Here is a 24,533-nt window from a genome sequence, read left to right as displayed (position 1 = left end):
TAGTCTTTACTATATTGATATCGCTCTAACCTCAAACCATCAGGCTTAAAAAAGAGTAACATTTCAAGCGATAAATTATCTGTTCGAATTAATTTGTATTAATTATGATAGTAACATAATGAAAACCTAATAAATAGGTTCATCACCAATAATCATTTTTACCGCACTATATCAGAAAGTACTACAATGCTCTAGGTTATTTTTCAGGGGTAATACTTTTTGATTTTTCTTCGTTTTGCGCTTCTAAAGCATCACGCGCGGCACGAATACTTTTTTCAATTAATGGAACCCTCTCATCATCTTTCGGCATTAAGCGCAGCATCATCGCCCAAGTCACTGCTGCCATTTTATAATCTTCCGTTTCAAAATAACGGAATGCGAGCAAACTTAGGGCCTCAACGTTAGTATGATCTTGACGAATCACTTCACGTAATAAATCGCCACCTTTTAGTTTATCAGTCGCATCATCAGAGAACATCAACACGCGAGCATAGCCTAATTTATATTGCACATTATCTGGTTCTAACTTGTTGGCCTTCTGATAACTATCAAATGCTAAACGTACATCACCTAAATTCATTCCAATCTGACCGAGCATCCACCATTTTTTTGCATCAGTTGGATTTTTCTGCAAATCGATTCGAAGTGCGGTAGAAAATTGCTGCATTTCTGCATCAGAAAATGGATTTTTATCTTCATCTTTCATTCGATCAAAGAAATAGGGCAATTTCTCATAAGTTTGCTCTAACATAGACTCAGCTTGCCAAGAGCCAACCATAAAATAAGAAGAGCCCGCGATAATTCCTAGCGCCAACACGCCAGATACAAACCACACTTTTCCATAAGATTTGCCTGAAGAATCCACATTCTCTTGAACCTTGCTCGGCACATCATCAAGCAAAGTTTTCTGTAATTCTTGTTTGAGCTGCTCAACATTTTCAACTAAACCTTGGGAATTATCTTGCTCAATTTCTTCCAAGCGTGAGAAATATAAGGCCTTATTTAAATCATCACGTTTTTGCCCATGTTTCGCTTTGAATTGACGCAATAAAGGATAAAAACAAATTAACGCCACAACTAAAGTGGTTAATATAAAAATTAATGCAAAATTCATCTATTTATCCTTGTTTAATAATTCTGCCAAACGCGTATTATCTTCATCAGTTAAAACATCTTGGGATTTCACCGCGTTTTGAGCTTTTGGTTTACGTCTTAATAAAAATACCACACCTAACAACACAAGCAATAATGGCGCAATCCATAGCACTAATGTACTCGCTGTCATAGGGGGATCGTAAGTTACAAAATTGCCGTAGCGTGCCACCATATAATCCACTACATCATTTTTCGATTTGCCTTCTTGTAAAAGCTCAAATACTTTGCCTCGCATATCCACAGCAATAGTTGCGTTAGAATCCGCAATATTGTTATTTTGACATTGAGGGCAACGCAAAGATTGTGTTAATTGGTGGTAATCACTCTCTTGCTGTGGAGAACTAAAATTTAATGCGTCAATAGCTGAAAACGCCACTGAGCTAAACAAAAGTGCGGTCAAAAATAGCCATGTTTTTTTCATTATTGTTGCTCCGAAAGTTTGTCATAAATTGGTTTTAAAGTCTGAGTCCAAACTTTTTCGTTTACATCTCCAGCATAACGATAATGAATCACACCTTTTCCATCTACAATGAAAGTTTCTGGTGCCCCATATACTCCTAAATCCAAACCGAAAGAACCTTTTTCATCTTTTAAAACAACTTTATAAGGATTGCCAAGATCTTTTAACCACTTCATTGCTTTAGGTGATTCATCTTTATAATCTAAACCGATAATTCGCACACCGTCTTTAGCAAGTTTGTTTAAATATTGATGTTCGGCATAACAAGTCGGACACCACGTCGCCCAGACATTAAGCAAAACTGGCTTACCTTGTTGAAACAACTCATTCGTGTAAGCTTTATTTTCAAAAAGCTCCGTTAAATTTTTTGCCGGCACAGGCTTTCCAACCAAAGCAGATTCTAGTGCTTTAATATCTTCACCTTGCGCATTGCGTTTTAATTGCACTAAAAATGCAATTGTTATCGATAAAAAGAGAATAAGAGGAACGAGTAATTTTTTTTTCATTTTTTACCGCACTTTAAATATAAAAAACTAAAGTAGACTTTTATAAAAGCCCGCATTGTTCACATAAGCTAATTAAAAGTTAAGGCACACCTTAATCAAGGTGCGCCGTCATATTATTTTTTCAATAAAGCGTTAAATCGATAGCGTCGATCGAACATACACAACAATCCACCTAACGCCATAAACAAGCCGCCAATCCAAATCCAGCGAATAAACGGCTTGTAATATAAGCGTAACGCCCAAGAATTATCATCAATCTTTTCACCGAGAGCCACATAGAGGTCACGAGTTAAACCACCAGCAATAGCGGCTTCCGTCATAGACATCCGACTTACTGTGTAAAAACGTTTTTCTGCAAATAAGCTTGCTTCTGGTTTCCCATCTTTTGAAATATCAATTTGAGCTTTTCCACCAATATAGTTTGGGCCATTTGCATCCGTCACACCAGCGAATTTAAAATCGTAACGACCGATTTGTGCACTCTCGCCGACCTTCATTCGAACATCACGTTCTACGCTGAAGTTTTGGCTAAAGGCGATCCCCCACACAGTCATTGCTACGCCTAAGTGAGCTAACATCATTCCCCAATGAGAACGAGATAGTTTGCGTACGCCAACAAAGAATGATTCACGATGCGTCGCACGTTGTTGCAATTCATAAAGCGCAAGTAACGCAATAATTACAGTCATCATTGAACCCAGCACCGAACTTATGGTAATTTTATCTTGCAAGAAGTAAGGTAACGCAAAACCTGCAATCAGCATAACAAATACGCTGATAACAACAGGCGTACGAATTGCAGAAAATTGGTCTCTACGCCATTTCACCAAAGGTCCAATACCAAGCAATAATGCAAATGGTGTCATAATAATTAAGAACATTTGATCAAAGAATGGCGCACCAATAGAAATAGAACCTAAACCAAGTTGTTTGTGAACAAGTGGTAACAACGTTCCTAAGAATACAACGCAAAGTGCGGTCATTAATAAGATATTATTTAATAACAACATACTTTCACGTGAATAGCGTTCTGCATTATCACGGGAGCGAATTTGACTTCCTTTATACGCATAGAGCGCAAGCGAACCACCGATCACCACAACAAGGTAAGCTAAAATATACAAACCGCGAGTTGGATCCGATGCAAATGCGTGAACTGAAACTAAGATGCCAGAACGAACTAAGAACGTGCCGAGCAGACAAAGTGAAAAGGCTAAAATCGCAAGTAATACCGTCCAAGCTTTGAAAGAACCTCGTTTTTCTGTCACAGAAAGAGAGTGAATCAATGCAGTACCAGCAAGCCAAGGCATAAACGAGGAGTTTTCAACTGGATCCCAGAACCACCAGCCGCCCCAGCCAAGCTCATAATAAGCCCACCAAGAACCGAGTACGATACCTAAAGTCAAAAACACCCAAGCAGCAAGCGTCCAAGGACGTGACCAACGCGCCCAAGCTGAATCTAATTTTCCGGTCATTAAGGATGAGATCGAAAACGCAAATGCCACAGAAAAACCAACATAGCCCATATAAAGTAATGGCGGATGGAAAATTAATCCTACATCTTGCAACATTGGATTAAGTTCTTTTCCGTCCACTGGGAAATCTGGGAAAGTACGCGTAAAAGGATTTGAGGTGAACAAGACGAACAACACAAAACCGACGCTAATAATCCCCATTATACCAAGTACACGAGCAACCGCTTCTTGAGGTAAATGTTTACTCAATAAAGCAACAGCAGATGACCAAACGGCCAGTAACCAAATCCACAGTAATAAAGAACCTTCATGAGAACCCCATACGGCAGACAAACGATAATAAATAGGTAAAGCCGTATTAGAGTTATTCACGACATACTGAACACTAAAATCATTTACTGCGAATAAATAAAATAATGCAGCAAAAGCAATGCTTAAACTTGCCAATAAACCATAAGTCATTGGGCGAGCTAATGCCATTAATTGTACATTGCCCTTTTCTGCCCCCCACAAAGGGAAAATCGCCAACATAAGCGATACGGCCAAACTTAAAGCCAGCGCATAATTTCCTAATTCAGCAATCATTTTGCGCCTTCTTTTTCTTGACGATCACGTGTGCTTTCGCCTTTTAAATCAGCATCACCAATCCCCATTGGTTTATGCACTTTTTGCATTTTTTCACCAAGTTCTGGTGGCACATAATTTTCATCGTGTTTAGCCAATACTTCTGTCGCGGTTAAAACGGTTGGCTGAGTTAATACACCTTGAGCCACAATACCTTGTCCTTCACGGAAAAGATCCGGCAAAATGCCTTCATATTCCACAGTGATCGCAGGGCCAATATCATTCAAATCGAATCGCACTTTCAAGCTTTTTGGATCACGCACTACTGAGCCTTCAACCACCATACCGCCAACACGAATACGTTGTCCCACTTCGGGTTTTTGATTCGGGTTATTATCCTTACCTTGAATCACTTCAGATGGCGTATAAAACAAGTCGATATTTTGACGCAACGCATACAGCATCAACCCACTTGCAATAGCAATGCCGAGCACAACAAAAATGACTAATTTAAATCTGGATTTACGTCTTGGATTCATAGTGTGTTCCCTTTATTTGCTTGTTGTAAACGTTCTTCGCGTTGTTGCTCACGCAATACATTTTGTAACACGGTCTTGCGTTGTTTTACACTTTGAACAATTAAGGCAATAACTGCCACTAAACTTATTGCATAGGATAACCATACGTAAAAACCGTAGCCACCCATATTAAAAAAATCACTCCAAGTCTGGAAAAACATAAAATATTCCTTATAAAAAATCGCTAAAAAACTAACCGCACTTTATTTCAGTGTTTGAGCCAATGCTTTAACCCAAGGACGTTTCGCATCTTCTTTCAATAATTCCACACGATAACGCACTAAAGTAAGCCAAATATACAAGGTTAAAAAACCGAAGATACACAAAATTAATGGAACCAACATTGGAATTGCAATGGATGGTTTTTCCAGTTTAGTGATACTCGCACCTTGATGTAGCGTGTTCCACCATTCCACAGAAAAATGAATAATCGGTAAAATCACGACCGTTGTAATGCATAAAATTCCGGCTGCTTTTGCCCCTACATTACGATCTGAAAAAGCAGAATAAAGCGCTAAAATACCAAGATAAAGAAAGAATAAAATCAATTCTGCAGTTAAGCGAGCATCCCACACCCACCAAGTGCCCCACATTGGTTTACCCCAAATTGCGCCCGTAACAAGCGATAAGAAAGTAAACAATGCTCCAATTGGTGCCATTGCAATCATGGCGAGGTGAGCTTGCTTAATTTGCCACACAAGGGCAACCACAGCCGCAATCGCCATTGAACCGTACACTCCCATTGACCAAATCGCTGTCGGCACATGAACATACATAATTCGGAAACTATTACCCTGTTGGTAATCTGCTGGGGCGAATGCTAAGCCCCATACAATGCCAACACCGAGTAAAATAAGCGTTAAAAATGCAAATAACGGACTCAATTTACCGCAGATATGATACTGAGTTTCAGGTTTTGCATAAGGATGTAACCACTTCCACATAAAAAAGATCCTTAAAAATTAAAGAGAAAAACCACCGCACTTTTATACGGTGAAATGAAATTAATTATCTAAACTAATTCGCAGTGCCGCGGCGATGGCAAAAGGCGAAAGCGTTACTGCGCCAACCATCATGGCACCTAAAATCGCCAGTTGCCCCCCATAAGGCACATTTAGTCCTGCTGCCTCTAATACTGATGAGGCAAAAATTAAAACAGGAATAAACAACGGAACAACAAGCAAACTCAACAACACGCCCCCTTTTCGCAATCCCACCGTTAAAGCCACGCCAATTGCACCAATACAACTCAATACTGGGGTGCCCAGTAACAATGTCAAAACCAATGCCCACCAAATATTGACCTCAAGAGAAAGCAACAAAGCGGCAATGGGTGATAGCAAAATAAGTGGCAAACCAGTGAGCAACCAATGAGCAACTACCTTGGCTAAAGCCGTCATAGGCAAGGGCTGTGCAATTAACATTAATTGTTCAAGAGAACCATCAATAAAATCATCACGGAATAAACGTTCAAAAGAAAGCAATGCTGAAAGTAATGCTGCTACCCATGCAATACCCGGTGCGATACGGGAAAGCAATTTTGGATCTGGCCCAATAACAAGCGGAAACAAAGTAATCACAAGCAAAAAGAACCATAGCGGATTTAAAATTTCCGCATTTTTGCGCATCGCAATTTGAAGTTCTCGTTTAATTATTTCTAAAAAAATCATTAAGTTATTCCGCTTTATAAGCCGCTAAATTCAATTTTTGCAGATGAGAACTTGGCACTTCTTGGTGGCTGGTTAACAACACAATACCACCTCGTTGAGCATGCTCATCAAAAAGTACGGTTAGAATTTCCACGCCTTTTTTATCAATCGCAGTAAACGGCTCATCTAAAATCCATAAGGGCGCTTGAGACAGCCATAAGCGACCTAATGCGATACGCTTTTGTTGTCCTGCAGAAAGTTGTGCAGCTGGCAAATCTTCACGACCTAACAATCCCACTTTCTCAAGCAAATCCCACAAAATATCAGTATTTTGTTCCGCTTGGCTAATTCGTTGATAAAACTGCAAATTTTCCCATGCGGTTAACTCTGGTTTTACGCCCGAAAGATGACCTAAATAAAGCAAATTCTGATGATACTGTTCACGTTGTTTAGAAATTGCTTCAGCATCCCACCGCACTTCGCCTTCTAAAGGTTGGGCTAAACCCGCAAGAATACGTAATAAACTGGTTTTACCTATGCCGTTATGCCCTTCAATTTGCACAAAATCACCGCTATTAAAATCGCAAGTCAAAGCACGAAAAAGTACTCGCTCACCACGTTGGCAGGATAAATTTTGCAGAGATAACTTGTGTGGTTCAAACATAATTGCAAAGGGAAAATAAAAAGTGGCGATATTCTATCACAAGGGAAATATTTGACGAGATTTTAGCCCTCAAAACAAATAACTATTTAGGTGTAGATCGATAGGTTTATTGATTTAAAACAAGGTTTAATAAATTCGTCTATTAATGCAAAAGGAAAAACATTTAATGATCTAAATCAAATTTTTTGCTATTATTTGCTCACTTTTGGTTATAGACCAAAACCCTCAACGAAATTTGTCTTTACATAGAAGGAATAAATTATGGCTTACACTCTACCTGAATTAGGCTACGCCTACGATGCATTAGAACCACATTTCGATGCGCAAACAATGGAAATCCACCACAGCAAACACCATCAAGCTTATGTAAACAATGCAAACGCTGCATTAGAAGGTTTACCCGCTGAATTAGTGGAAATGTGCCCAGGTCAATTAGTTTCTAACCTTGACAAAATCCCTGCAGAAAAACGTGGTGCATTACGCAATAATGCAGGCGGTCACACAAACCACAGTTTATTTTGGAAAAGTTTGAAAAAAGGTACTACTTTACAAGGTACATTAAAAGATGCGATTGAACGTGATTTCGGTTCTGTAGAAACATTTAAAGCTGAATTTGAAAAAGCAGCCGCAACTCGTTTTGGTTCAGGTTGGGCGTGGTTAGTATTAACTGCTGAAGGTAAATTAGCCGTGGTATCAACAGCAAACCAAGATAACCCATTAATGGGTAAAGAAGTGGCAGGTTGTGAAGGTTTCCCACTTTTAGGTTTAGACGTTTGGGAACACGCTTACTACTTAAAATTCCAAAACCGTCGTCCAGACTACATTAAAGAATTCTGGAACGTGGTAAACTGGGATTTCGTTGCAGAACGTTTTGAACAAAAAATAGCCCATTCAGAATGTAATTGTGCTAAATAATGAAAGATAAAGGCCTAGAAAACTAGGCCTTTGTTTTTTATATTATTTTTGGCTACATACAGCAATAAAATGTAATTTATGTTCAGGATCATTAAAGGTTTTGAACATTCTTTTAAATTGCTCACGATTTTCCGCTTTCATAGCATTACGGATGATTTTTAACGTCCCAAGAATTCCCTCATCATAAATCATTCCTTTTGGTGAAAGTAAGGTCATCTCACCAGAGAAAGTATCAACATTTCTAAAGCCACTTTCTTGGAATATTCCTTTCCAGCCATCTTTCGTTAATGGCGTAACCGTCACGTTAATCGCTTTGCGCATATTTTCTAGAATAGTTTGATGATCATTCCCCACTAGCATAACATCGTGAGTAAGCAATAAACCATTCGGTTTTAACACTCGAAAATATTCTGCAATGGCTTTTTTCTTCGCTTCCACGGGTAACATCGTGAGCATCGCTTCATTGATGACAATATCAAAACTTTCATCCTCGAAAGGCAACTTCATCGCATTCGCACGCTGTACATGAATTTTTTCTTGCAAGCCATTTGCTTCAATATTTGCTTGTGCTTTTTCTAACGCATGTTCGTCTAAATCAACACCTTCAATATGACAACCAAATTGTTTCGCCAATCCAATGGCTGTCGTTCCCATATTACAGGCAACCTCTAACACTTTTTTATCTTGGCTAAAATCGCCATTGGCAATTAACCAATCTGTCGCTTTTTTACCGCCTGGACGCAAACGAGTTTTACCTAAACGTGCAAGAAAATTATGCCCTACTTCATCTTTTGCCATATCTATCTCCTAGTAATTAACTTGGTTTTTATATTATAGATGAAAATTATTCTTATTAAAGTAGTAAAGCAAAAAATAACCCAACCGATTGGTTGGGCTATAAAAGATCAGAAAAATTTACAGCACTTTAAATCAATTAGGTTTCCATTCACCATTGAGCACGGTTGCTGTCACTTTATAATCTGACGTAAACACGGCTAAATTCGCGATTTTTCCTTTTTCTACCGAACCTAAACGATCATCCACACCAATTGCTCGTGCTGGATAAAGGTTACTCATTCGAATTGCTTCAACAAGTGGAATTTCTACAAACTCTACTGCATTCTTAATAGATTCTATCATGGTAATTGATGCACCAGCGATCGTACCGTTCGCATCAAAACAGCGGCCATCTCGGATATAAATGGTTTTTCCTACGAAGGTGAAGGTTTCCAATTCAGGTGGCGCACCTGCTGCAGCAAGAGAGTCCGTCACAATACAAAGTTTGTCACCTTTGATTTTTTTATCAATGCGAACATTGCCGTAATTGATATGCACACCATCCACGATAATACCAGTGTAAACATCAGAATCTAGTACTGCACCCACTACGCCCATTGCACGTCCAGAACTAATTGGCGACATTGCATTATGCAAGTGCGTCGCAAAAGTTGCGCCTTTGTGGAATGCAGCTTTAGCGACTTCATAAGTCGCATTAGAATGCCCTACAGAGACAATAATGCCCGCTTTCACAAAATCAGGCGTATAGTTAATGGTTGGGTTTTCTGCGGCAATGGTAATTTTTGTAATGACATCACCATTTTCACAGAGGAAATCCTTCATTTCAGGCGTAATTTCACGAATATATTCAGGACGGTGTACCCCTTTTTTCTCAACACTGATAAACGGCCCTTCAATATGTAAACCAAGAGCTTGGTTTTTATGCTTGTTTAAATATTCACGCATAATTTTCACCGCACTTTTTATGTTTTCATCTGGTGCCGTGATAAAAGTAGGAAGGAAACTTGTACAACCTGATTTCAAGTTAGTTTCCTGCATAATTTCCAAGGTTTCAACGCTAGTTTGATCGTTAAACATCACGCCACCGCAGCCATTTAATTGAAGATCAATAAAACCAGCCGTTAAATTATTACCTTGCAAATCAATGGTTTTGATACCAGTTTCTAATTCAGCTTGTGGAACTACCGCTTCAATAATTTCACCGTTAATAATTACAGCAAAATCACGTAAAACATCATGTTTTGTGTAAATCACACAATTTGTTAATGCATATCTCATTTTTTGTCCTTAAATAAAATAATCAGAAAAATTACCACTCTTTTGAGCGGCAGGATCTTATAACACGCTATGAATGGCGCGTTGTTCTAATTCAGTAAAATATTTAACCGTTTTTACTTTCAATTCTTGCTGTGCAGGTTCATCACAAACTAACACAAAATGGCGATGTAATTGAAGTGCACTCACTGTCCACATATGGTTCACACCACCTTCTACAGCAGCTTGAACAGCAAGTGCCTTATGATGTCCTGTCGCAAGGATCATCACTTCTTCGGCATCTAATAATGTGCCTACACCAATAGTTAAAGCATACTTTGGCACTTTATTTACATCATTATCAAAAAAGCGTGAATTTGCGATCAGCGTGTCTTGAGTTAACGTTTTAATACGAGTACGGGAACTTAATGATGAGGCAGGTTCATTAAAGGCAATATGACCATCATTGCCCACTCCGCCCATAAATAAATTAATTTTTCCGTAAGATTTAATTTTTTCTTCATAACGGCGACATTCTGCATCATGATCATCCGTGTTGCCATTAAGAATATTGATATTTTCTGGATGAATATCGATATGATTGAAAAAATTGTTATACATAAAACTATGATAACTTTCAGGATGTTCCTCTGGTAAACCCACATATTCGTCCATATTGAATGTTACCACATGCTTAAAGCTCACCTCTCCCGCTTTACAAAGTGCGATTAATTCTTGGTAAGTTTTTAATGGTGTGCCACCAGTTGGTAAGCCGAGAACGAATGGACGTTCAACCGTAGGATTAAAATGATTGATACGATCAACAATATGGCGTGCAGCCCAACGACTCACCTGGTGTTCGTTGTGTAGAGGGATAAGACGCATACTATACTTCCTTTATTTTTAATACCGTGGACAAACAAACCAACGGTCAAACATAATGGTTCCCCACTACGAAATAGAAAAACTGAGAAGCAGGAAACGAGAATTGCTACCCCAATAGGGATAAATTATGAGTAACCTAGGGAAATCACTCCCCTAGGTTCTCACGATATTCCATTAATTATAAAAATTTCGCTTTCAACTCTTTTGCTTTTGCAAGCTGAGCATCTGTTGCTTTTGCTGTCATTGGCTCACGGCAATAACCCGCATCCACACCTTCTAATTTAAGCAATTCTTTGATGGTTAAATATAAACCGTTCGCTAAAATGCCTTCGATTAAATCGTTGGTTACGTGTTGAATTTCTAACGCTTCGGCTAATTTACCCGCTTTGGTTAATTCAAAAATTTGACGAGCACGAACGCCGTTTACGTTGAAAGTTGAACCGATTGCACCATCTACACCAAGTGCGGCCGCAGGTAACATCATTTCATCGAAACCTGCCCAAATTAAGTGGTTTGGATAAGCTTTTTTCAAACGTTCTAATAAATAGAAGTCACCTGCTGTGAATTTTACCCCTAATACTTTCGGGTTTTTGTAAAGTTCACCAAATTGTTCAATTCCCATATTCACGCCAGTTAAGAACGGAATAGAATACACGATCATATTATTGCCCGTTTCTGCAATAATGGTGTCGTAATAATGTTTGATTTCAGGGAAACTAAATTTGTAGTAGAACGGAGTAACTGCAGATAAGCTATCGTAGCCTAATTCTGTCGCATATTTACCTAATTCCACCGCTTCTTTTAAGTTTACGCTGCCCACTTGAGCAATTAGCGCGATTTGATCTTTTGCTTCATCTTTTGCAATACGGAAGATTTCTTTTTTCTCTTCAGTTGAAAGCATAAAGTTTTCGCCTGTTGAACCACCCACATATAAACCATCAACTTTCATTTTGTCGATATTGTGGCGGATAATTTGACGTAAACCTTTTTCATTAATTGTGCCATCTTCATTAAATGACACTAATAATGCACTGAAAATACCTTTTAAATCACGCATAAGTTTTCTCCTATTTTATACGTTGTTCAAGAATCACATTGAGAGTTTTTTGCTTGGTTTGAGCTGCAAGCTCTTCTTCGCCCTGTACTAACAAAGCATAAATTAAATCTAATACAAAAAGCTGTGCAATTTTGGTACCAATGGAGTCACCTTGTAGCTTCCCTTGTTTATTACCATTTACCAAAACATAATCAGCATATTCTGTAACGGGGGAACGCAAACTATGAGTTAATGCCACTGTCGTTGCGCCATTTTGTTTAGCAATTTTGAGTGTATGTGCTGTTTCGGCGGAATATCCTGAATGACTTAAACCAATTGCCACATCAGAAGGCGTAAGTAATGCCGCCTGCATATACATAAAATGATTATTACCTGTTGCATCCACTTGGAAACCAATACGCATCAATTTATTTTTCGCATCTTCAGCTGTCACACCTGATGACCCAACGCCAAATAAAAAGATACGACGTGCTTTTTTAATGGCTTTAACCACTTGCTCAAGCTGTTTCAAATCTAATAAATTAACCGTTTCTTCCATTACATTAGAAACTGCCGCTTGCAACTTTTGTGCAATCGTTAAAGAATCATCGCTCGGCATAATTTCTGTTTCGAGCACAGTTTCATCATTGTTATCTTTCGTAGCAAGCTCAATGGAAAGTTCTAATTTAAAATCGCTGAAACCTTTAAAACCAATGGTTCGACAAAAACGGACGAGCGTAGCTTCTCCAACTTCCAAATGTTTAGCGATTTCTGAAAGGGGACATTGAGACACCAAATCAGGCGAACGTAAAATCGTATCAGCAATTTTTTTCTCTGACTTGGTGAGGCTGTGGTAAAGCGAACTAATGGTATTTAACACATTTCCGGATTTAGCCATAAATTGTTCCTTTTGGTTTATCAAGCAGAACATCTTTCACCCAATAAGCTGCGCCGACTAATCCTGCATCTTGACCAAATTTAGCTGATTCAATGTCACAGCTATATACAGCAGGCATATCCTGTAAGAAACGTTTGACTAATGATAAATAACCTTCAGCCAACCCGACACTACCACCTACAACAACTTTTTGCACATCCAATCCAATCACTAAATCCGCCACTAAATTGGCAATGGCTTGGGCTGAACGTTCTATAAGTGCGGTAGCTTTTTCATCATTTTTTCTAAAACGTTCAAAAACTTCTCTTGGTTCGCAAGGATCGTCCCATTGAGAAGACACCGCTTCAATAGCTCGACCAGCAGCAACGGCTTCTACACAACCACGACGACCACAACCACACATTGGACCATTAGGATCCGCTAATGTATGCCCGATATGCCCCGCGATTCCCTTTGGACCAGTTTGTAATTGTTGGTTTAATATGAGGCCGCCACCGACGCCAGTAGAAACTGTAATAAAAACAAAGTTTGATACTTTTTCTGAATCTTGGAGTTGGTATTCCGCATAGGTTGCGGCTTGCGCATCATTTAATAAGCCAATTGGTTTATCCGTGTGTTTAGCAATACTTTCTTTTAGTGGAAATTGATTCAAACCACCCAAATTTTTAGGATTAAGTGCGGTTAAAACACCGTCATTTATAATGCCTGTTGAAGCCACCGCCACATAATCAAATTGCCCCGCATAATGAGTAAGAAGTTGTTCTAATGCTTGATGCATTCCTTCTACCACATTTTCACGCGGCGTATGAATTTGTTGGCGTTGTTCAACTTCGCCATTTTTTACGATAGCCGCTGCGATTTTTGTACCGCCAATGTCTAGAGCTAAACAACGCATAACTTATCCTTAATAGTATGAAGTATTTTCTCACACGTCTTACGACTATCTTGCAGATTTCACAGAATTAGCAAACCAACTCACGATATGCTCAAGGCGAGTTAAGGCTGAACCAACGGTTACGCAATCTGCGCCAATTTCAATCGCCACTTTTGCCAATTCAGGGGTGTTATAGCGACCTTCTGCCATCACAAAACAACCTGCAGCTTTTAAATCTTTTACTAATTGATAATCAGGTTCTTCAGGAACTGGACCACCTGTATAACCAGACATTGTACTGCCCACAATATCAAAACCGAGTTTTTGACAATACAAGCCTTCTTCTAAATTAGAGCAATCTGCCATTGCCAAGCAGCCCATTTCATGGATTTTTTTCACCGCACTTTCAATATCAACTGGACGAGGGCGGCTAGTGCCATCTACCGCAATAATATCTGCCCCTGCATTGGCAAGATCTTCAATATCTTGCAGAAATGGCGTAATACGAATCGGACTATCAGGTAAGTCACGTTTTACAATACCGATAATTGGAATGTTTACGAAAGGACGTGTCGCTTTAAGGTTATCTACACCTTCAATACGTAAACCTGATGCGCCACCAGCAACGGAAGCTTGGGCCATAGCAGAAACAATTTCTGGTTTATCCATTGGGCCATCATCAACAGGTTGGCAAGAAGCAATGAGACCATATTGAATTTGAGAAAGCACATCTTGATGAGATAATTTCGACATAATATCACTCCTAAATATATTGAGGCCGATAATGCTCAAATGCTTTATTACAAGCCATCTAGGCGTTAGCATTATTTAGACTCAATTATCCTCAAAAATATAACTGAGCCTGCATTTTCGTCAGTGCTCAGCATTATATAAAAACATAACTCCATTTTAAAAGTTTTTTTGAAGTATTTTTTACAAATGTGATCCACCTCTCAATTTTGAAATAAAACTTCAAAGGGCAGTTCAAAAAGTATTTTTTTACTTTAGAATAGCGTCCGAGTAGTTTTTTTGATGTCTAAAACATCGGGCATTCACTTTCAATCCAAGCCAATTATGGCTTATATCAACATAGGTTCACACAGGAGCGAACATTATGAAATTTACTAAACTTTTCCTTACAACTGCTATCACATTAGGCGTTTCTTCAGCCGTTTTTGCCGCAGATTATGACTTAAAATTTGGTATGAATGCAGGTACTTCATCTAATGAGTACAAAGCAGCTGAAATGTTTGCGAAAGAAGTAAAAGAAAAATCACATGGTAAAATTGAAGTTTCACTTTATCCGAGTTCACAACTTGGTGACGACCGTGCAATGTTAAAACAATTAAAAGACGGTTCTCTTGACTTCACTTTTGCTGAATCAGCTCGTTTCCAATTATTCTATCCTGAAGCAGCAGTGTTCGCGTTACCATATGTCATTACCGACTACAACGTTGCACAAAAAGCATTACAAGAAACCGCATTTGGTAAAGATTTAGTTCAAAAAATGAATAAAGAGCTTGGCATCACGCTACTTTCTCAGGCCTATAATGGGACTCGCCAAACAACTTCAAATAGAGCAATCAATAGCATTGCTGATATGAAAGGTTTAAAACTTCGTGTACCCAATGCCGCAACTAACTTAGCATACGCAAAATATGTAGGTGCATCGCCAACACCTATGGCATTCTCTGAGGTATATCTTGCACTTCAAACTAACTCTGTCGATGGTCAAGAAAACCCATTAGCGACCGTACAAGCACAAAAATTCTATGAAGTGCAAAAATTCTTAGCGATGACTAACCACATCTTGAATGACCAACTTTATTTAGTGAGTAACGAAACTTATAAAGAATTACCGGAAGATCTTCAAAAAGTAGTCAAAGACGCCGCTGAAAATGCAGCAAAATACCACACTAAATTATTCGTAGATGGCGAAAAAGATTTGGTGAAATTCTTTGAAAAACAAGGTGTAAAAGTAACCCATCCGGATTTAGCGCCATTCAAAGATGCGATGAAACCATTCTATGCTGAGTTTGTGAAACAAACTGGTGAGAAAGGTGAAAAAGCATTAAAAGAAATCCAAGCGATTAAATAACCGCCTATTATATGCGCCAGCAATTTAGTTGGCGCATTCGTTTTCGTTCTCCACAATCTCTCGGAGTGAAGTATGAAATTTTTTAACAAACTTGAAGAATGGATTGGCGGCGCGCTATTCCTTGCCATCTTCGGTATTCTTATTGCTCAAATCCTATTTCGCCAAGCTTTCCAATCACCATTAATTTGGAGTGAAGAACTCGCTAAATTATTGTTTGTATATGTAGGTATGCTCGGTATTAGTGTGGCTATCCGCAAACAAGAACACGTTTACATCGACTTCTTAACCAATTTAATGCCTGCATCTGTCAAAAAAGTAACAAACTCTTTTGTACAGTTAGTGATTTTCCTCGGCATTATTTTCTTTATCCATTTTGGTATTAAAACGTTCCTTAGTGCAGATTTCCCTATTGACGCATTAGGCGGAATTTCAGAGAAATGGATTTATGCTTCTCTGCCAATCATTTCTATCCTAATGTTAGTGCGCTTCTTCCAAGCACAAGCAGACAATTTTAAAGAAGATAAAAGCTATTTACCGGCGACGTTCTTCATTATAAGTGCGGTCATTTTATTAGGCATTTTATTTACGTTCCCAGAGTGGTATAAAGTATTACGCATCACAGAATATGTGAAATTTGGTTCTAACTCTGTATATGTTGCGCTAATATTCTGGCTGGTTATTATGTTCCTCGGTGTGCCAGTAGGTTGGTCATTATTTATCACTACATTGCTTTATTTCTCTATGACCAGATGGAACGTAGTAAACGCAGCGGCTGAAAAACTGACCATGAGTTTAGATAGTTTCTCATTACTTGCTGTGCCGTTCTATATTCTAACGGGTATTTTAATGAATACTGGCGGTATCACAGAACGTATCTTTAACTTCGCAAAAGCCTTACTCGGTCACTACACTGGTGGTATGGGGCATGTAAATATTGGCGCAAGTTTATTGTTCTCAGGTATGTCAGGTTCTGCACTTGCTGATGCGGGTGGCTTAGGTCAGTTAGAAATCAAGGCTATGCGCGATGCAGGCTATGATGATGATATTTGTGGTGGTATCACTGCAGCATCTTGTATCATCGGTCCATTAGTTCCACCAAGTATCGCCATGATTATTTACGGTGTAATTGCCAACGAATCTATTGCGAAACTCTTCGTTGCAGGTTTTGTACCAGGCATACTTGTAACAATTGCTTTGATGATCATGAACTACTACGTATCGAAAAAACGTGGCTATCCAAGAACACCAAAAGCAACTCGTGAAGAACTTTGCACATCATTCAAAAGAGCGTTCTGGGCAATTTTAACCCCATTGCTCATCATCGGTGGTATCTTCTCTGGCTTATTTAGCCCAACAGAATCTGCCGTTGTTGCTGCGACTTATTCCGTCATCATTGGTAAATTCGTTTATAAAGAATTAACTATGAAAATGCTCTTTAATAGCTGTGTTGAAGCGATGGCAATTACTGGTGTGGTTGCATTAATGATTATGACTGTGACCTTCTTCGGAGATATGATCGCACGTGAACAAGTTGCAATGCGTATTGCAGATGTATTCGTTGCCGTAGCTGATTCTCCACTTATGGTATTAGTCATGATCAATGCCCTCTTGCTCTTCTTGGGTATGTTCATTGATGCATTAGCATTGCAATTCTTAGTGTTACCAATGTTAATTCCAATCGCAATGCAATTTAATATCGACTTAGTATTCTTCGGTGTAATGACTACCTTGAATATGATGATCGGTATCTTAACACCACCAATGGGTATGGCTCTGTTTGTGGTGGCGCGTGTGGGTAATATGTCAGTATCCACTGTGACTAAAGGTGTATTGCCGTTCTTAATACCAATATTCTTAACATTAGTATTAATTACGATTTTCCCACAAATCATTACTTTTGTACCAAATCTATTGATGTCTTAACACTAAAGTGCGGTTAAAAAAAGCAAGGCTTTTATAACCGCACTTTTTTTATAAAATAAATCCTATTCAATGCAGTTTTATGAATAGCAAAGCATAAACATAACTTAATAAATGAGGTTTATTATGACATTGACAAAAACAGCATTATGCGCCGCACTTTTTGCAACTGTTGCATTTTCAGCTAGCGCACAAGCCTATCCAGATTTACCAGTAGGTATCAAAAGCGGAACAGGTGCACTCATCGGTGATACCGTATATGTAGGCTTAGGTTCTGGTGGCAATAAATTCTATTCTTTAGACTTAAAAGATCCTGCTGCACAATGGAAAGAAATTGCTGCATTCCCTGGTGGTGAACGTAACCAACCTGTTGCAGCAGCCGTAGATGGAAAACTTTATGTATTCGGTGGCTTGCAAAAAAATGAAAAGGGCGAACTCCAACTTGTTAATGACGCTTACAGCTACAATCCAGCTGATAATACTTGGGTGAAACTTCCTACTCGCTCTCCGCGTGGTTTAGTGGGCTCAAGCAGTGCATCTCATGGTGATAAAGTTTATATTTTAGGTGGTTCTAACCTCTCTATATTTAATGGTTTCTTTCAAGACACCGTGGCAGCAGGCGAAGATAAAGCGAAAAAAGATGAAATCGCAGCAGCTTATTTTGATCAACGCCCAGAAGATTATTTCTTCACAACAGAATTATTGAGCTATGAACCATCAACCAATAAATGGCGCAATGAAGGTCGTATTCCATTCTCTGGTCGTGCTGGTGCGGCATTCACCATCCAAGGTAATGACTTAGTGGTGGTCAATGGTGAAATTAAACCAGGTCTTCGTACCGCAGAAACGCATCAAGGTAAATTCACTGCTAAAGGTGTGCAATGGAAAAACTTACCTGACTTACCTGCGCCAAAAGGTAAATCACAAGATGGTTTAGCTGGTGCTCTCGCAGGCTATAGCCATGGCCATTATTTAGTCACGGGTGGAGCTAACTTCCCTGGTTCAATTAAACAATTCAAAGAAGGTAAACTTCATGCACATAAAGGTTTAACCAAAACATGGCATAACGAAGTTTACACTTTAAATAACGGTAAATGGAGTATCGTTGGTGAATTACCAATGAATATTGGCTATGGCTTCTCTGTGTCTTACAACAATAAAGTATTGCTCATCGGTGGTGAAACAGACGGTGGTAAAGCATTAACCAGCGTCAAAGCCATTAGCTACGATGGTAAAAAATTGACCGTTGAATAATTTGGCATAGAATAATGTATAAGGCTTGAGGCAAGAATGGGCTCAAGCCTTTTGATTTCATCAAAATATAAAAATTAAGGAGATTATATGAGTGTACTTAGTTACGCACAAAAAATCGGTCAAGCCTTAATGGTGCCAGTGGCAGCCCTACCTGCTGCAGCATTATTAATGGGTATTGGCTATTGGATCGACCCGGATGGTTGGGGGGCAAACAGTCAATTAGCGGCATTATTAATTAAATCTGGCGCAGCAATTATTGACAACATGGGCTTACTCTTCGCTGTGGGTGTCGCGTTTGGTCTTGCAAAAGACAAACACGGTTCCGCCGCACTTTCTGGTCTTGTGGGTTTCTACGTGGTAACCACCCTACTTTCCCCTGCTGGTGTAGCACAATTACAACACATTGATATTAGTGAAGTGCCTGCCGCATTCAAAAAAATCAATAACCAATTTATCGGGATTTTAATTGGTGTCATTTCAGCTGAACTTTACAACCGTTTCTATCAAGTTGAATTACCAAAGGCACTTTCGTTCTTTGGCGGAAAACGCCTCGTCCCAATTTTGGTTTCTTTCGTGATGATCGCTGTATCATTTGCCTTACTCTATATTTGGCCTCATATTTTTAACGCGCTCGTTTCATTTGGTGAATCCATCAAAGATTTAGGTGCGGTAGGTGCGGGTATCTACGGTTTCTTCAACCGCTTATTAATTCCTGTTGGCTTACACCATGCCTTGAACTCTGTCTTCTGGTTTGATGTAGCGGGTATCAATGATATTCCAAACTTCTTGGGGGGTGCTAAATCTATTGCCGAAGGCACTGCAACTGTAGGTGTAACGGGTATGTATCAAGCTGGTTTCTTCCCAGTGATGATGTTTGGTTTACCAGGTGCTGCTCTTGCAATTTATCACTGCGCAAAACCAAATCAAAAAATACAAGTTGCCTCAATTATGCTTGCGGGTGCGTTAGCCTCTTTCTTTACAGGGATCACCGAACCACTTGAATTCTCATTCATGTTTGTTGCACCTGTACTTTATGTATTGCATGCATTATTAACAGGTATCTCTGTATTCATTGCAGCCACAATGCACTGGATTGCAGGATTCGGCTTTAGTGCTGGTTTAGTGGATATGGTACTTTCTAGCCGCAACCCACTTGCCGTTAGCTGGTATATGTTACTTGTACAAGGTATTGTATTCTTTGCTATCTATTATTTTGTGTTCCGTTTTGCAATTAATGCCTTTAATCTCAAAACACTGGGACGTGAAGATAAAGCAGAAACAACAGCAGCCCCAACACAAAGCAACCAATCTCGTGAAGAAAGAGCGGTGAAATTTATTGCGGCTTTAGGTGGTTCAGAAAACTTCAAAACTGTGGATGCTTGTATCACTCGTTTACGCTTAACTTTAGTTGATCATCACAATATTCATGAAGATCAACTTAAAGCGCTTGGTTCAAAAGGTAATGTAAAATTAGGTAATGATGGATTACAAGTCATTTTAGGGCCTGAAGCTGAACTTGTGGCAGAAGCGATTAAAGCAAAATTAAAATAAATTTTGACCGCACTTTACATGCCGTCTATCACTAGGCGGCATTTTTATTAATGAGATGTAACGATGTTATTTATTCCACCACCACTACTCTGTTTATTAATTGGCACAGCAATGTATTTTTTGCCAAAAGTAGCGAGTTATTCTGTCCATTTTGCAGTTATTGCCTTTACCATCACTCTTTCATTTTTAATTGCTGGGGACAGTATGCTTCAATTTTTTATACGCAAAACGACCATCAATCCTCATGATTTTAAACACACAACACAATTAGTTTCTACAGGTATATTTCAATTTAGCCGTAATCCAATGTATTTAAGCTTGCTGTTAATGTTAATTGCTTGGTCTCTTTGGTTGGGTAATAGTTTGGCTTGGTTAGGCGTGATTGTCTTTATACTAGTTATGAATCGCTTTCAAATAGCCCGCGAAGAAGCCTATTTGGAAAGTAAATTTGGCGATGAATATCGTCGTTACAAACAAAAAGTAAGACGATGGCTATAAAAAAACACCTTCACAAGGAAGGTGTTTTTATCAATTTAAAATCTATTTCTTCGGTGCCTGCATAAAGCGGAAGAAATCACTATCTGGTTTTAAAATCATCATATTGTCAGAATTTGCAAAACTCGCTTCATAGGCTTTTAAGCTACGCACAAAACTAAAGAATTGTGGTTCTTGAGCAAAAGCATCTGAATATAATTTTGCCGCCGCTGCATCGCCTGAGCCTCGTAATTCTTGTGCAGTTTTATTTGCATTAGCAAGAATCAACGTCACTTTACGATCTACTTCTGCTTGTTTAAATGCAGCTTGTTCTTTACCTTGAGAACGGTGTTCACGCGCGACTGCATCACGTTCTGCACGCATACGTTGATAAATTGAAGAAGATACTTCGTCCGGTAAATTAATTTGCTTTACACGCACATCAATCACTTCAATCCCTAATTCTGCCGTACTATCTTGCCCTGAATTTAAAGCTTTTTTTGCCCCTTCCATTAATTCACCACGCGTACCAGAAACGATATCTTTAATGGTTCTTGTACCAATTTCAGAACGCAAACGGTCATTTACTTTACGGCTTAACAAGCTTGAAGCTTGGGTATAATCGCCACCACCAGTAGATGTGTAGAATCGACCAAAATCACTAATTTTCCATTTCACATAAGAATCGACTAGCAAGTCTTTTTTCTCAACAGTAACAAAACGTGTTGCCGAACCATCTAAAGTACGAATACGCGCATCTAAAACTTTAATGCTATCAATCAAAGGCACTTTAAAATACAAGCCTGGTTCATAGACAACCACTTTGTTATCTGCATCACGTTGTACTTTATTGAATCTCAACATAATACCGCGAGTACCTTCAGTTACGACCACGACACTGGAATACACCACTGCCGCAATAGCAAAAATAGCTGGTAATAAAAATTTACGCATTAGTTAAATCTCCCTTGGCGAATCGGCTCAACAGTGCTTGGTAGTTGGCTTGAAGAATGATTAATACGCTCTGGCTGCGATAAAACAGGCGCAGATTCTACCGCTCTTTCTGTTACGGCTGGCGCTTTAGCTGATACTTTTTTACCCATGATTTGTTCTAACGGTAACACGGTTAAATTGTTACCATTATTGCCATCAAGCATCACTTTTGGCGTATTTGCCATGACTTTTTCCATGGTTTGAATATATAAACGCTCACGCAGTAAATCTGGCGCAGCTTTAAATTCAGGCAACAAACGCTGTAAACGTTCCACTTCGCCTCGTGCATCTAACACGATACGATCTTTATAAGCTGTTGCTTCTTCAATAATACGTTGTGCATCACCACGCGCGATCGGCTCTTTCTCGCGGACATAGGCCTCCGCTTCACGAATGAAACGCTGTTCATCTTCCTGCGCTTTAATCGCATCATCAAACGCATCTTTTACTTCTTCAGGTGGGCGCGCAGATTGGAAGTTCACATCAATAACCTCAAGTCCCATATCATAGGATTTGATAATGTCATTTAATGCTTTCCACGTATCTTCACGAACAACCCCACGGCCTGTTGTTAAAATATCATTCATTGACATATGGCCGATCACATAACGCAATGCACTGTCAGTCGCTTGACCTAAACTGTCATCCGCATTCGTCACGCTAAAACGATATTTTGCAGGATCTTGCACGCGATATTGCACGGTCATTTCTACACGAACCATATTTTCATCTTTAGTCAGCATTGAACCTTGTGTGCGAAGTTCTTTAACCTGCTCAACATTCACTGGCAATACTTTATCTACAAATGTTGGTTTCCAGTTTAAACCTGGTTGAACAATAGAATGTAATTCACCAAAACGAAGCACCACACCACGCTCAGCCTCTTTAATGGTGTAGAAACCACTTACGCCCCAAATAATCGCACCAATGGCAACAGCAAGCGGAACCACTTTTCCAAAATTAAATGGCGTACTGTTTTGAGAACTACCATTATTTTGACCGCTCTTTTTATTTCCACCACCTAATTTTCTGAGAAGGTTATTAAAAATCTCCTCAATATCTGGCGGAGATTGTTCTTGATTCCCACGATTTTGATTGTTATTCCATCCATTATTATTGGATGAATTTCCCGGCTGTTGGTCGTTGCTTTGCCCTGGTTTACTCCAAGGATCGCGATCTGAACCGTTCTGTGACATTTCATTCTCCATTTGTCAAAAAATTGTTAAGAGTTTAGCTAAATAAATGGGGCGCGTCTATGAAAATGCAAGAGGGGATAACCATTAATTTCGCCGCACTTTCAAGTTATCCCCCTTAGGAGCGGAGATTTTTTCCGTTAGCGTTAGATAGCTTTTACTGTTTGCTATCGTAGCAGTTACAGCTTTAACAGATTTTTAAATTAAGATTGCCTTTAATAGCAATATGCACATTTTCAGAAAAAGCGATGTTAATTCTCATCGCAGCTCAGGTGTCTTGCTCTATCGTGATATTTCCGTAGAAAAAGTCGGGTGTGCTTATACTAGATTGGATGTAAAGTTATAAGGTTTACTTAACACAAGCATAATTGAAAATACAAAAAGTGCGGTCAATTTTTGAGAAGTTTTAAAACTCTTTGAAAATTGACTGTACTTTACACTTTTATATTTCATACTTTTCAAGTATCAAAAAACTTAAAAGCTTCCCAAAATCTAACGGTACAGTACGTGAATATTTAATGAATGGCAAATTATTGATACTCCACCTTGTTATTATCACAAAATAATAATTTACTTCTTCATACCAAAAATCAAATGAATAAGCATAGCTATAACAGAAACGATGATAGATACAATTGCGGCCTGTATGACCCCCCCTGTAAACTGTCCATAAATAAAATAATCAAACACACCTATAATCAATTCAAAAACAATAAAACATAATAAGCAGGAAAATAAATAAACAATAAAATATTTCATTATTTACCCCCTTCTTTTTGTGCATACACCTTATCTTTTAGTATTTTTTGATCTAACAAATTCTTATTCAACCTCTATGACGTGCGTCTACTGACGCGGACCTAAAACATAAATTTCGTTTGATTCAGATTTTAACTATTTTCATTAACAACTTCATTTTGTTTATTTTTAGTTAGATATAAGCACGCATCAAGAGACGAGTGTTGTCTGGGGTAAACATCGTTTTTGGAATATCATCTTTATTGTTGGTTCATACTCATTTATGTTCCAATCTTATTCATACTTTTCATGGCGCTTATATACACATATATAATTATCAAAAGATAAATATTTAGGGTAATCAATCCTAACTAAATTCTCATCAATAGTATAATCTTCACCAAAATTAGAAATAATATCTGTACCTATTTCATAAATTACTTCACTCCAATAGTTAGAGATATCGCCATCAATAACAACATAAATACTTATACAATTTTCATTGATTCTTATATAAACACCTCTAACCTCTTTGGTAATTTTGCCTATCAAGGCATTTTGGGTAACAATTCTTAATCTTATAATGTCATTATTCATAGAC

Annotated in this window: 25 protein-coding genes; 6 read left to right on the top strand and 19 right to left on the bottom strand. The window is 38.6% G+C overall.

All coding sequences use genetic code 11. The features are described from left to right. Positions 1-196: 196 nt before the first annotated feature. From ccmI to ccmA, 9 genes are all read right to left on the bottom strand, one after another. Positions 197-1,114, bottom strand: coding sequence for a c-type cytochrome biogenesis protein CcmI (gene ccmI / locus C3V42_RS06740; RefSeq protein WP_106014061.1), 918 nt, complete (start codon positions 1,112-1,114; stop codon positions 197-199). After that, positions 1,115-1,576 (bottom strand): cytochrome c-type biogenesis protein CcmH, encoded by a 462-nt coding sequence (locus tag C3V42_RS06735; RefSeq protein ID WP_106014060.1) that lies wholly within the window; start codon positions 1,574-1,576, stop codon positions 1,115-1,117. After that, entirely contained in the window at positions 1,576-2,121 is a 546-nt protein-coding gene (locus C3V42_RS06730) for a DsbE family thiol:disulfide interchange protein (RefSeq protein ID WP_046942240.1), read from the bottom strand. Before C3V42_RS06730 ends, C3V42_RS06735 begins: the two co-directional genes overlap by 1 nt. A gap of 113 nt (positions 2,122-2,234) precedes the next feature. Then, entirely contained in the window at positions 2,235-4,181 is a 1,947-nt protein-coding gene (locus C3V42_RS06725) for a heme lyase CcmF/NrfE family subunit (protein WP_106014059.1), read from the bottom strand. After that, positions 4,178-4,699 carry a cytochrome c maturation protein CcmE gene (gene ccmE, locus C3V42_RS06720; protein WP_106014058.1) on the bottom strand — a complete coding sequence of 174 codons (522 nt, stop codon included), beginning with the start codon at positions 4,697-4,699 and terminating at the stop codon, positions 4,178-4,180. The genes C3V42_RS06725 and ccmE overlap by 4 nt, the downstream gene beginning before the upstream one ends. Beyond that, positions 4,696-4,899 carry a heme exporter protein CcmD gene (gene ccmD, locus C3V42_RS06715; protein WP_005645660.1) on the bottom strand — a complete coding sequence of 68 codons (204 nt, stop codon included), beginning with the start codon at positions 4,897-4,899 and terminating at the stop codon, positions 4,696-4,698. Before ccmD ends, ccmE begins: the two co-directional genes overlap by 4 nt. Positions 4,900-4,941: 42 nt before the next feature. Continuing rightward, on the bottom strand, positions 4,942-5,682 hold the full coding sequence (locus C3V42_RS06710; protein ID WP_065246611.1) for a heme ABC transporter permease: 741 nt from the start codon (positions 5,680-5,682) through the stop codon (positions 4,942-4,944). Positions 5,683-5,742: 60 nt separating this feature from the next. Further along, positions 5,743-6,408 carry a heme exporter protein CcmB gene (ccmB, locus tag C3V42_RS06705; RefSeq protein ID WP_106014057.1) on the bottom strand — a complete coding sequence of 222 codons (666 nt, stop codon included), beginning with the start codon at positions 6,406-6,408 and terminating at the stop codon, positions 5,743-5,745. 4 nt (positions 6,409-6,412) lie between these two features. Then, a complete protein-coding gene (gene ccmA / locus C3V42_RS06700; RefSeq protein WP_106014056.1) occupies positions 6,413-7,051 on the bottom strand; it encodes a cytochrome c biogenesis heme-transporting ATPase CcmA in 639 nt (212 codons plus the stop codon). A gap of 261 nt (positions 7,052-7,312) precedes the next feature. Here ccmA and sodA point away from each other — a divergent pair, with 261 nt between their 5' ends. Continuing rightward, the gene (gene sodA / locus C3V42_RS06695) at positions 7,313-7,966 is read left to right on the top strand and encodes a superoxide dismutase [Mn] (protein WP_106014055.1); all 654 of its coding nucleotides are present in this window, start codon (positions 7,313-7,315) and stop codon (positions 7,964-7,966) included. A gap of 42 nt (positions 7,967-8,008) precedes the next feature. Here the strand turns inward: sodA and C3V42_RS06690 are convergent, their stop codons facing one another. The 7 genes from C3V42_RS06690 to C3V42_RS06660 all read right to left on the bottom strand — a co-directional run bounded on the left by C3V42_RS06690 (position 8,009) and on the right by C3V42_RS06660 (position 14,464). Further along, the gene (locus tag C3V42_RS06690; RefSeq protein ID WP_032824169.1) at positions 8,009-8,764 is read right to left on the bottom strand and encodes a class I SAM-dependent methyltransferase; all 756 of its coding nucleotides are present in this window, start codon (positions 8,762-8,764) and stop codon (positions 8,009-8,011) included. A gap of 132 nt (positions 8,765-8,896) precedes the next feature. Beyond that, positions 8,897-10,042 carry an N-acetylglucosamine-6-phosphate deacetylase gene (gene nagA, locus C3V42_RS06685; protein WP_106014054.1) on the bottom strand — a complete coding sequence of 382 codons (1,146 nt, stop codon included), beginning with the start codon at positions 10,040-10,042 and terminating at the stop codon, positions 8,897-8,899. 57 nt (positions 10,043-10,099) lie between these two features. Next, the gene (gene nagB / locus C3V42_RS06680; protein WP_106014053.1) at positions 10,100-10,903 is read right to left on the bottom strand and encodes a glucosamine-6-phosphate deaminase; all 804 of its coding nucleotides are present in this window, start codon (positions 10,901-10,903) and stop codon (positions 10,100-10,102) included. 178 nt (positions 10,904-11,081) lie between these two features. Then, a complete protein-coding gene (gene nanA / locus C3V42_RS06675; RefSeq protein ID WP_005631506.1) occupies positions 11,082-11,960 on the bottom strand; it encodes an N-acetylneuraminate lyase in 879 nt (292 codons plus the stop codon). A 10-nt stretch (positions 11,961-11,970) separates the two neighbouring features. Further along, a complete protein-coding gene (locus tag C3V42_RS06670; protein WP_106014052.1) occupies positions 11,971-12,837 on the bottom strand; it encodes a MurR/RpiR family transcriptional regulator in 867 nt (288 codons plus the stop codon). Then, a complete protein-coding gene (locus C3V42_RS06665; RefSeq protein ID WP_106014051.1) occupies positions 12,830-13,732 on the bottom strand; it encodes an N-acetylmannosamine kinase in 903 nt (300 codons plus the stop codon). The genes C3V42_RS06670 and C3V42_RS06665 overlap by 8 nt, the downstream gene beginning before the upstream one ends. Before the next feature lie 45 nt (positions 13,733-13,777). After that, positions 13,778-14,464, bottom strand: coding sequence for an N-acetylmannosamine-6-phosphate 2-epimerase (locus C3V42_RS06660; RefSeq protein ID WP_005646238.1), 687 nt, complete (start codon positions 14,462-14,464; stop codon positions 13,778-13,780). A 358-nt stretch (positions 14,465-14,822) separates the two neighbouring features. On the opposite strand from C3V42_RS06660, the gene C3V42_RS06655 reads away from it, so the two are divergent. From C3V42_RS06655 to C3V42_RS06635, 5 genes are all read left to right on the top strand, one after another. Next, positions 14,823-15,809, top strand: coding sequence for a sialic acid TRAP transporter substrate-binding protein SiaP (locus C3V42_RS06655; protein ID WP_106014050.1), 987 nt, complete (start codon positions 14,823-14,825; stop codon positions 15,807-15,809). Positions 15,810-15,881: 72 nt separating this feature from the next. Next, complete coding sequence (locus C3V42_RS06650; RefSeq protein ID WP_106014049.1) at positions 15,882-17,732, top strand: TRAP transporter large permease subunit; 1,851 nt, start codon at positions 15,882-15,884, stop codon at positions 17,730-17,732. A gap of 123 nt (positions 17,733-17,855) precedes the next feature. Beyond that, positions 17,856-18,983, top strand: coding sequence for an N-acetylneuraminate epimerase (locus tag C3V42_RS06645; protein ID WP_164994227.1), 1,128 nt, complete (start codon positions 17,856-17,858; stop codon positions 18,981-18,983). An 87-nt stretch (positions 18,984-19,070) separates the two neighbouring features. Further along, complete coding sequence (nagE, locus tag C3V42_RS06640) at positions 19,071-20,534, top strand: N-acetylglucosamine-specific PTS transporter subunit IIBC (protein WP_106014047.1); 1,464 nt, start codon at positions 19,071-19,073, stop codon at positions 20,532-20,534. Positions 20,535-20,597: 63 nt separating this feature from the next. Beyond that, positions 20,598-21,032, top strand: a complete 435-nt coding sequence (locus tag C3V42_RS06635; protein ID WP_106014046.1) for an isoprenylcysteine carboxylmethyltransferase family protein — start codon at positions 20,598-20,600, stop codon at positions 21,030-21,032. A gap of 42 nt (positions 21,033-21,074) precedes the next feature. On the opposite strand, the gene hflC is transcribed toward C3V42_RS06635, so the two are convergent. The 3 genes from hflC to C3V42_RS06610 form a co-directional block, all read right to left on the bottom strand. Continuing rightward, positions 21,075-21,962 carry a protease modulator HflC gene (gene hflC, locus C3V42_RS06630; protein ID WP_106014045.1) on the bottom strand — a complete coding sequence of 296 codons (888 nt, stop codon included), beginning with the start codon at positions 21,960-21,962 and terminating at the stop codon, positions 21,075-21,077. Continuing rightward, a complete protein-coding gene (hflK, locus tag C3V42_RS06625; protein WP_164994226.1) occupies positions 21,962-23,197 on the bottom strand; it encodes an FtsH protease activity modulator HflK in 1,236 nt (411 codons plus the stop codon). Before hflK ends, hflC begins: the two co-directional genes overlap by 1 nt. Positions 23,198-24,226: 1,029 nt before the next feature. Then, on the bottom strand, positions 24,227-24,529 hold the full coding sequence (locus tag C3V42_RS06610; RefSeq protein ID WP_106014042.1) for a hypothetical protein: 303 nt from the start codon (positions 24,527-24,529) through the stop codon (positions 24,227-24,229). Between the last annotated feature and the right edge of the window lie 4 nt (positions 24,530-24,533).

The organism is Haemophilus sp. oral taxon 036, from assembly GCF_002998595.1.
Lineage (GTDB): Bacteria > Pseudomonadota > Gammaproteobacteria > Enterobacterales > Pasteurellaceae > Haemophilus > Haemophilus haemolyticus_K.
The sequence above is the reverse complement of the archived record's forward strand: the minus strand, read 5'-3'. Positions and strand labels throughout refer to the sequence as shown.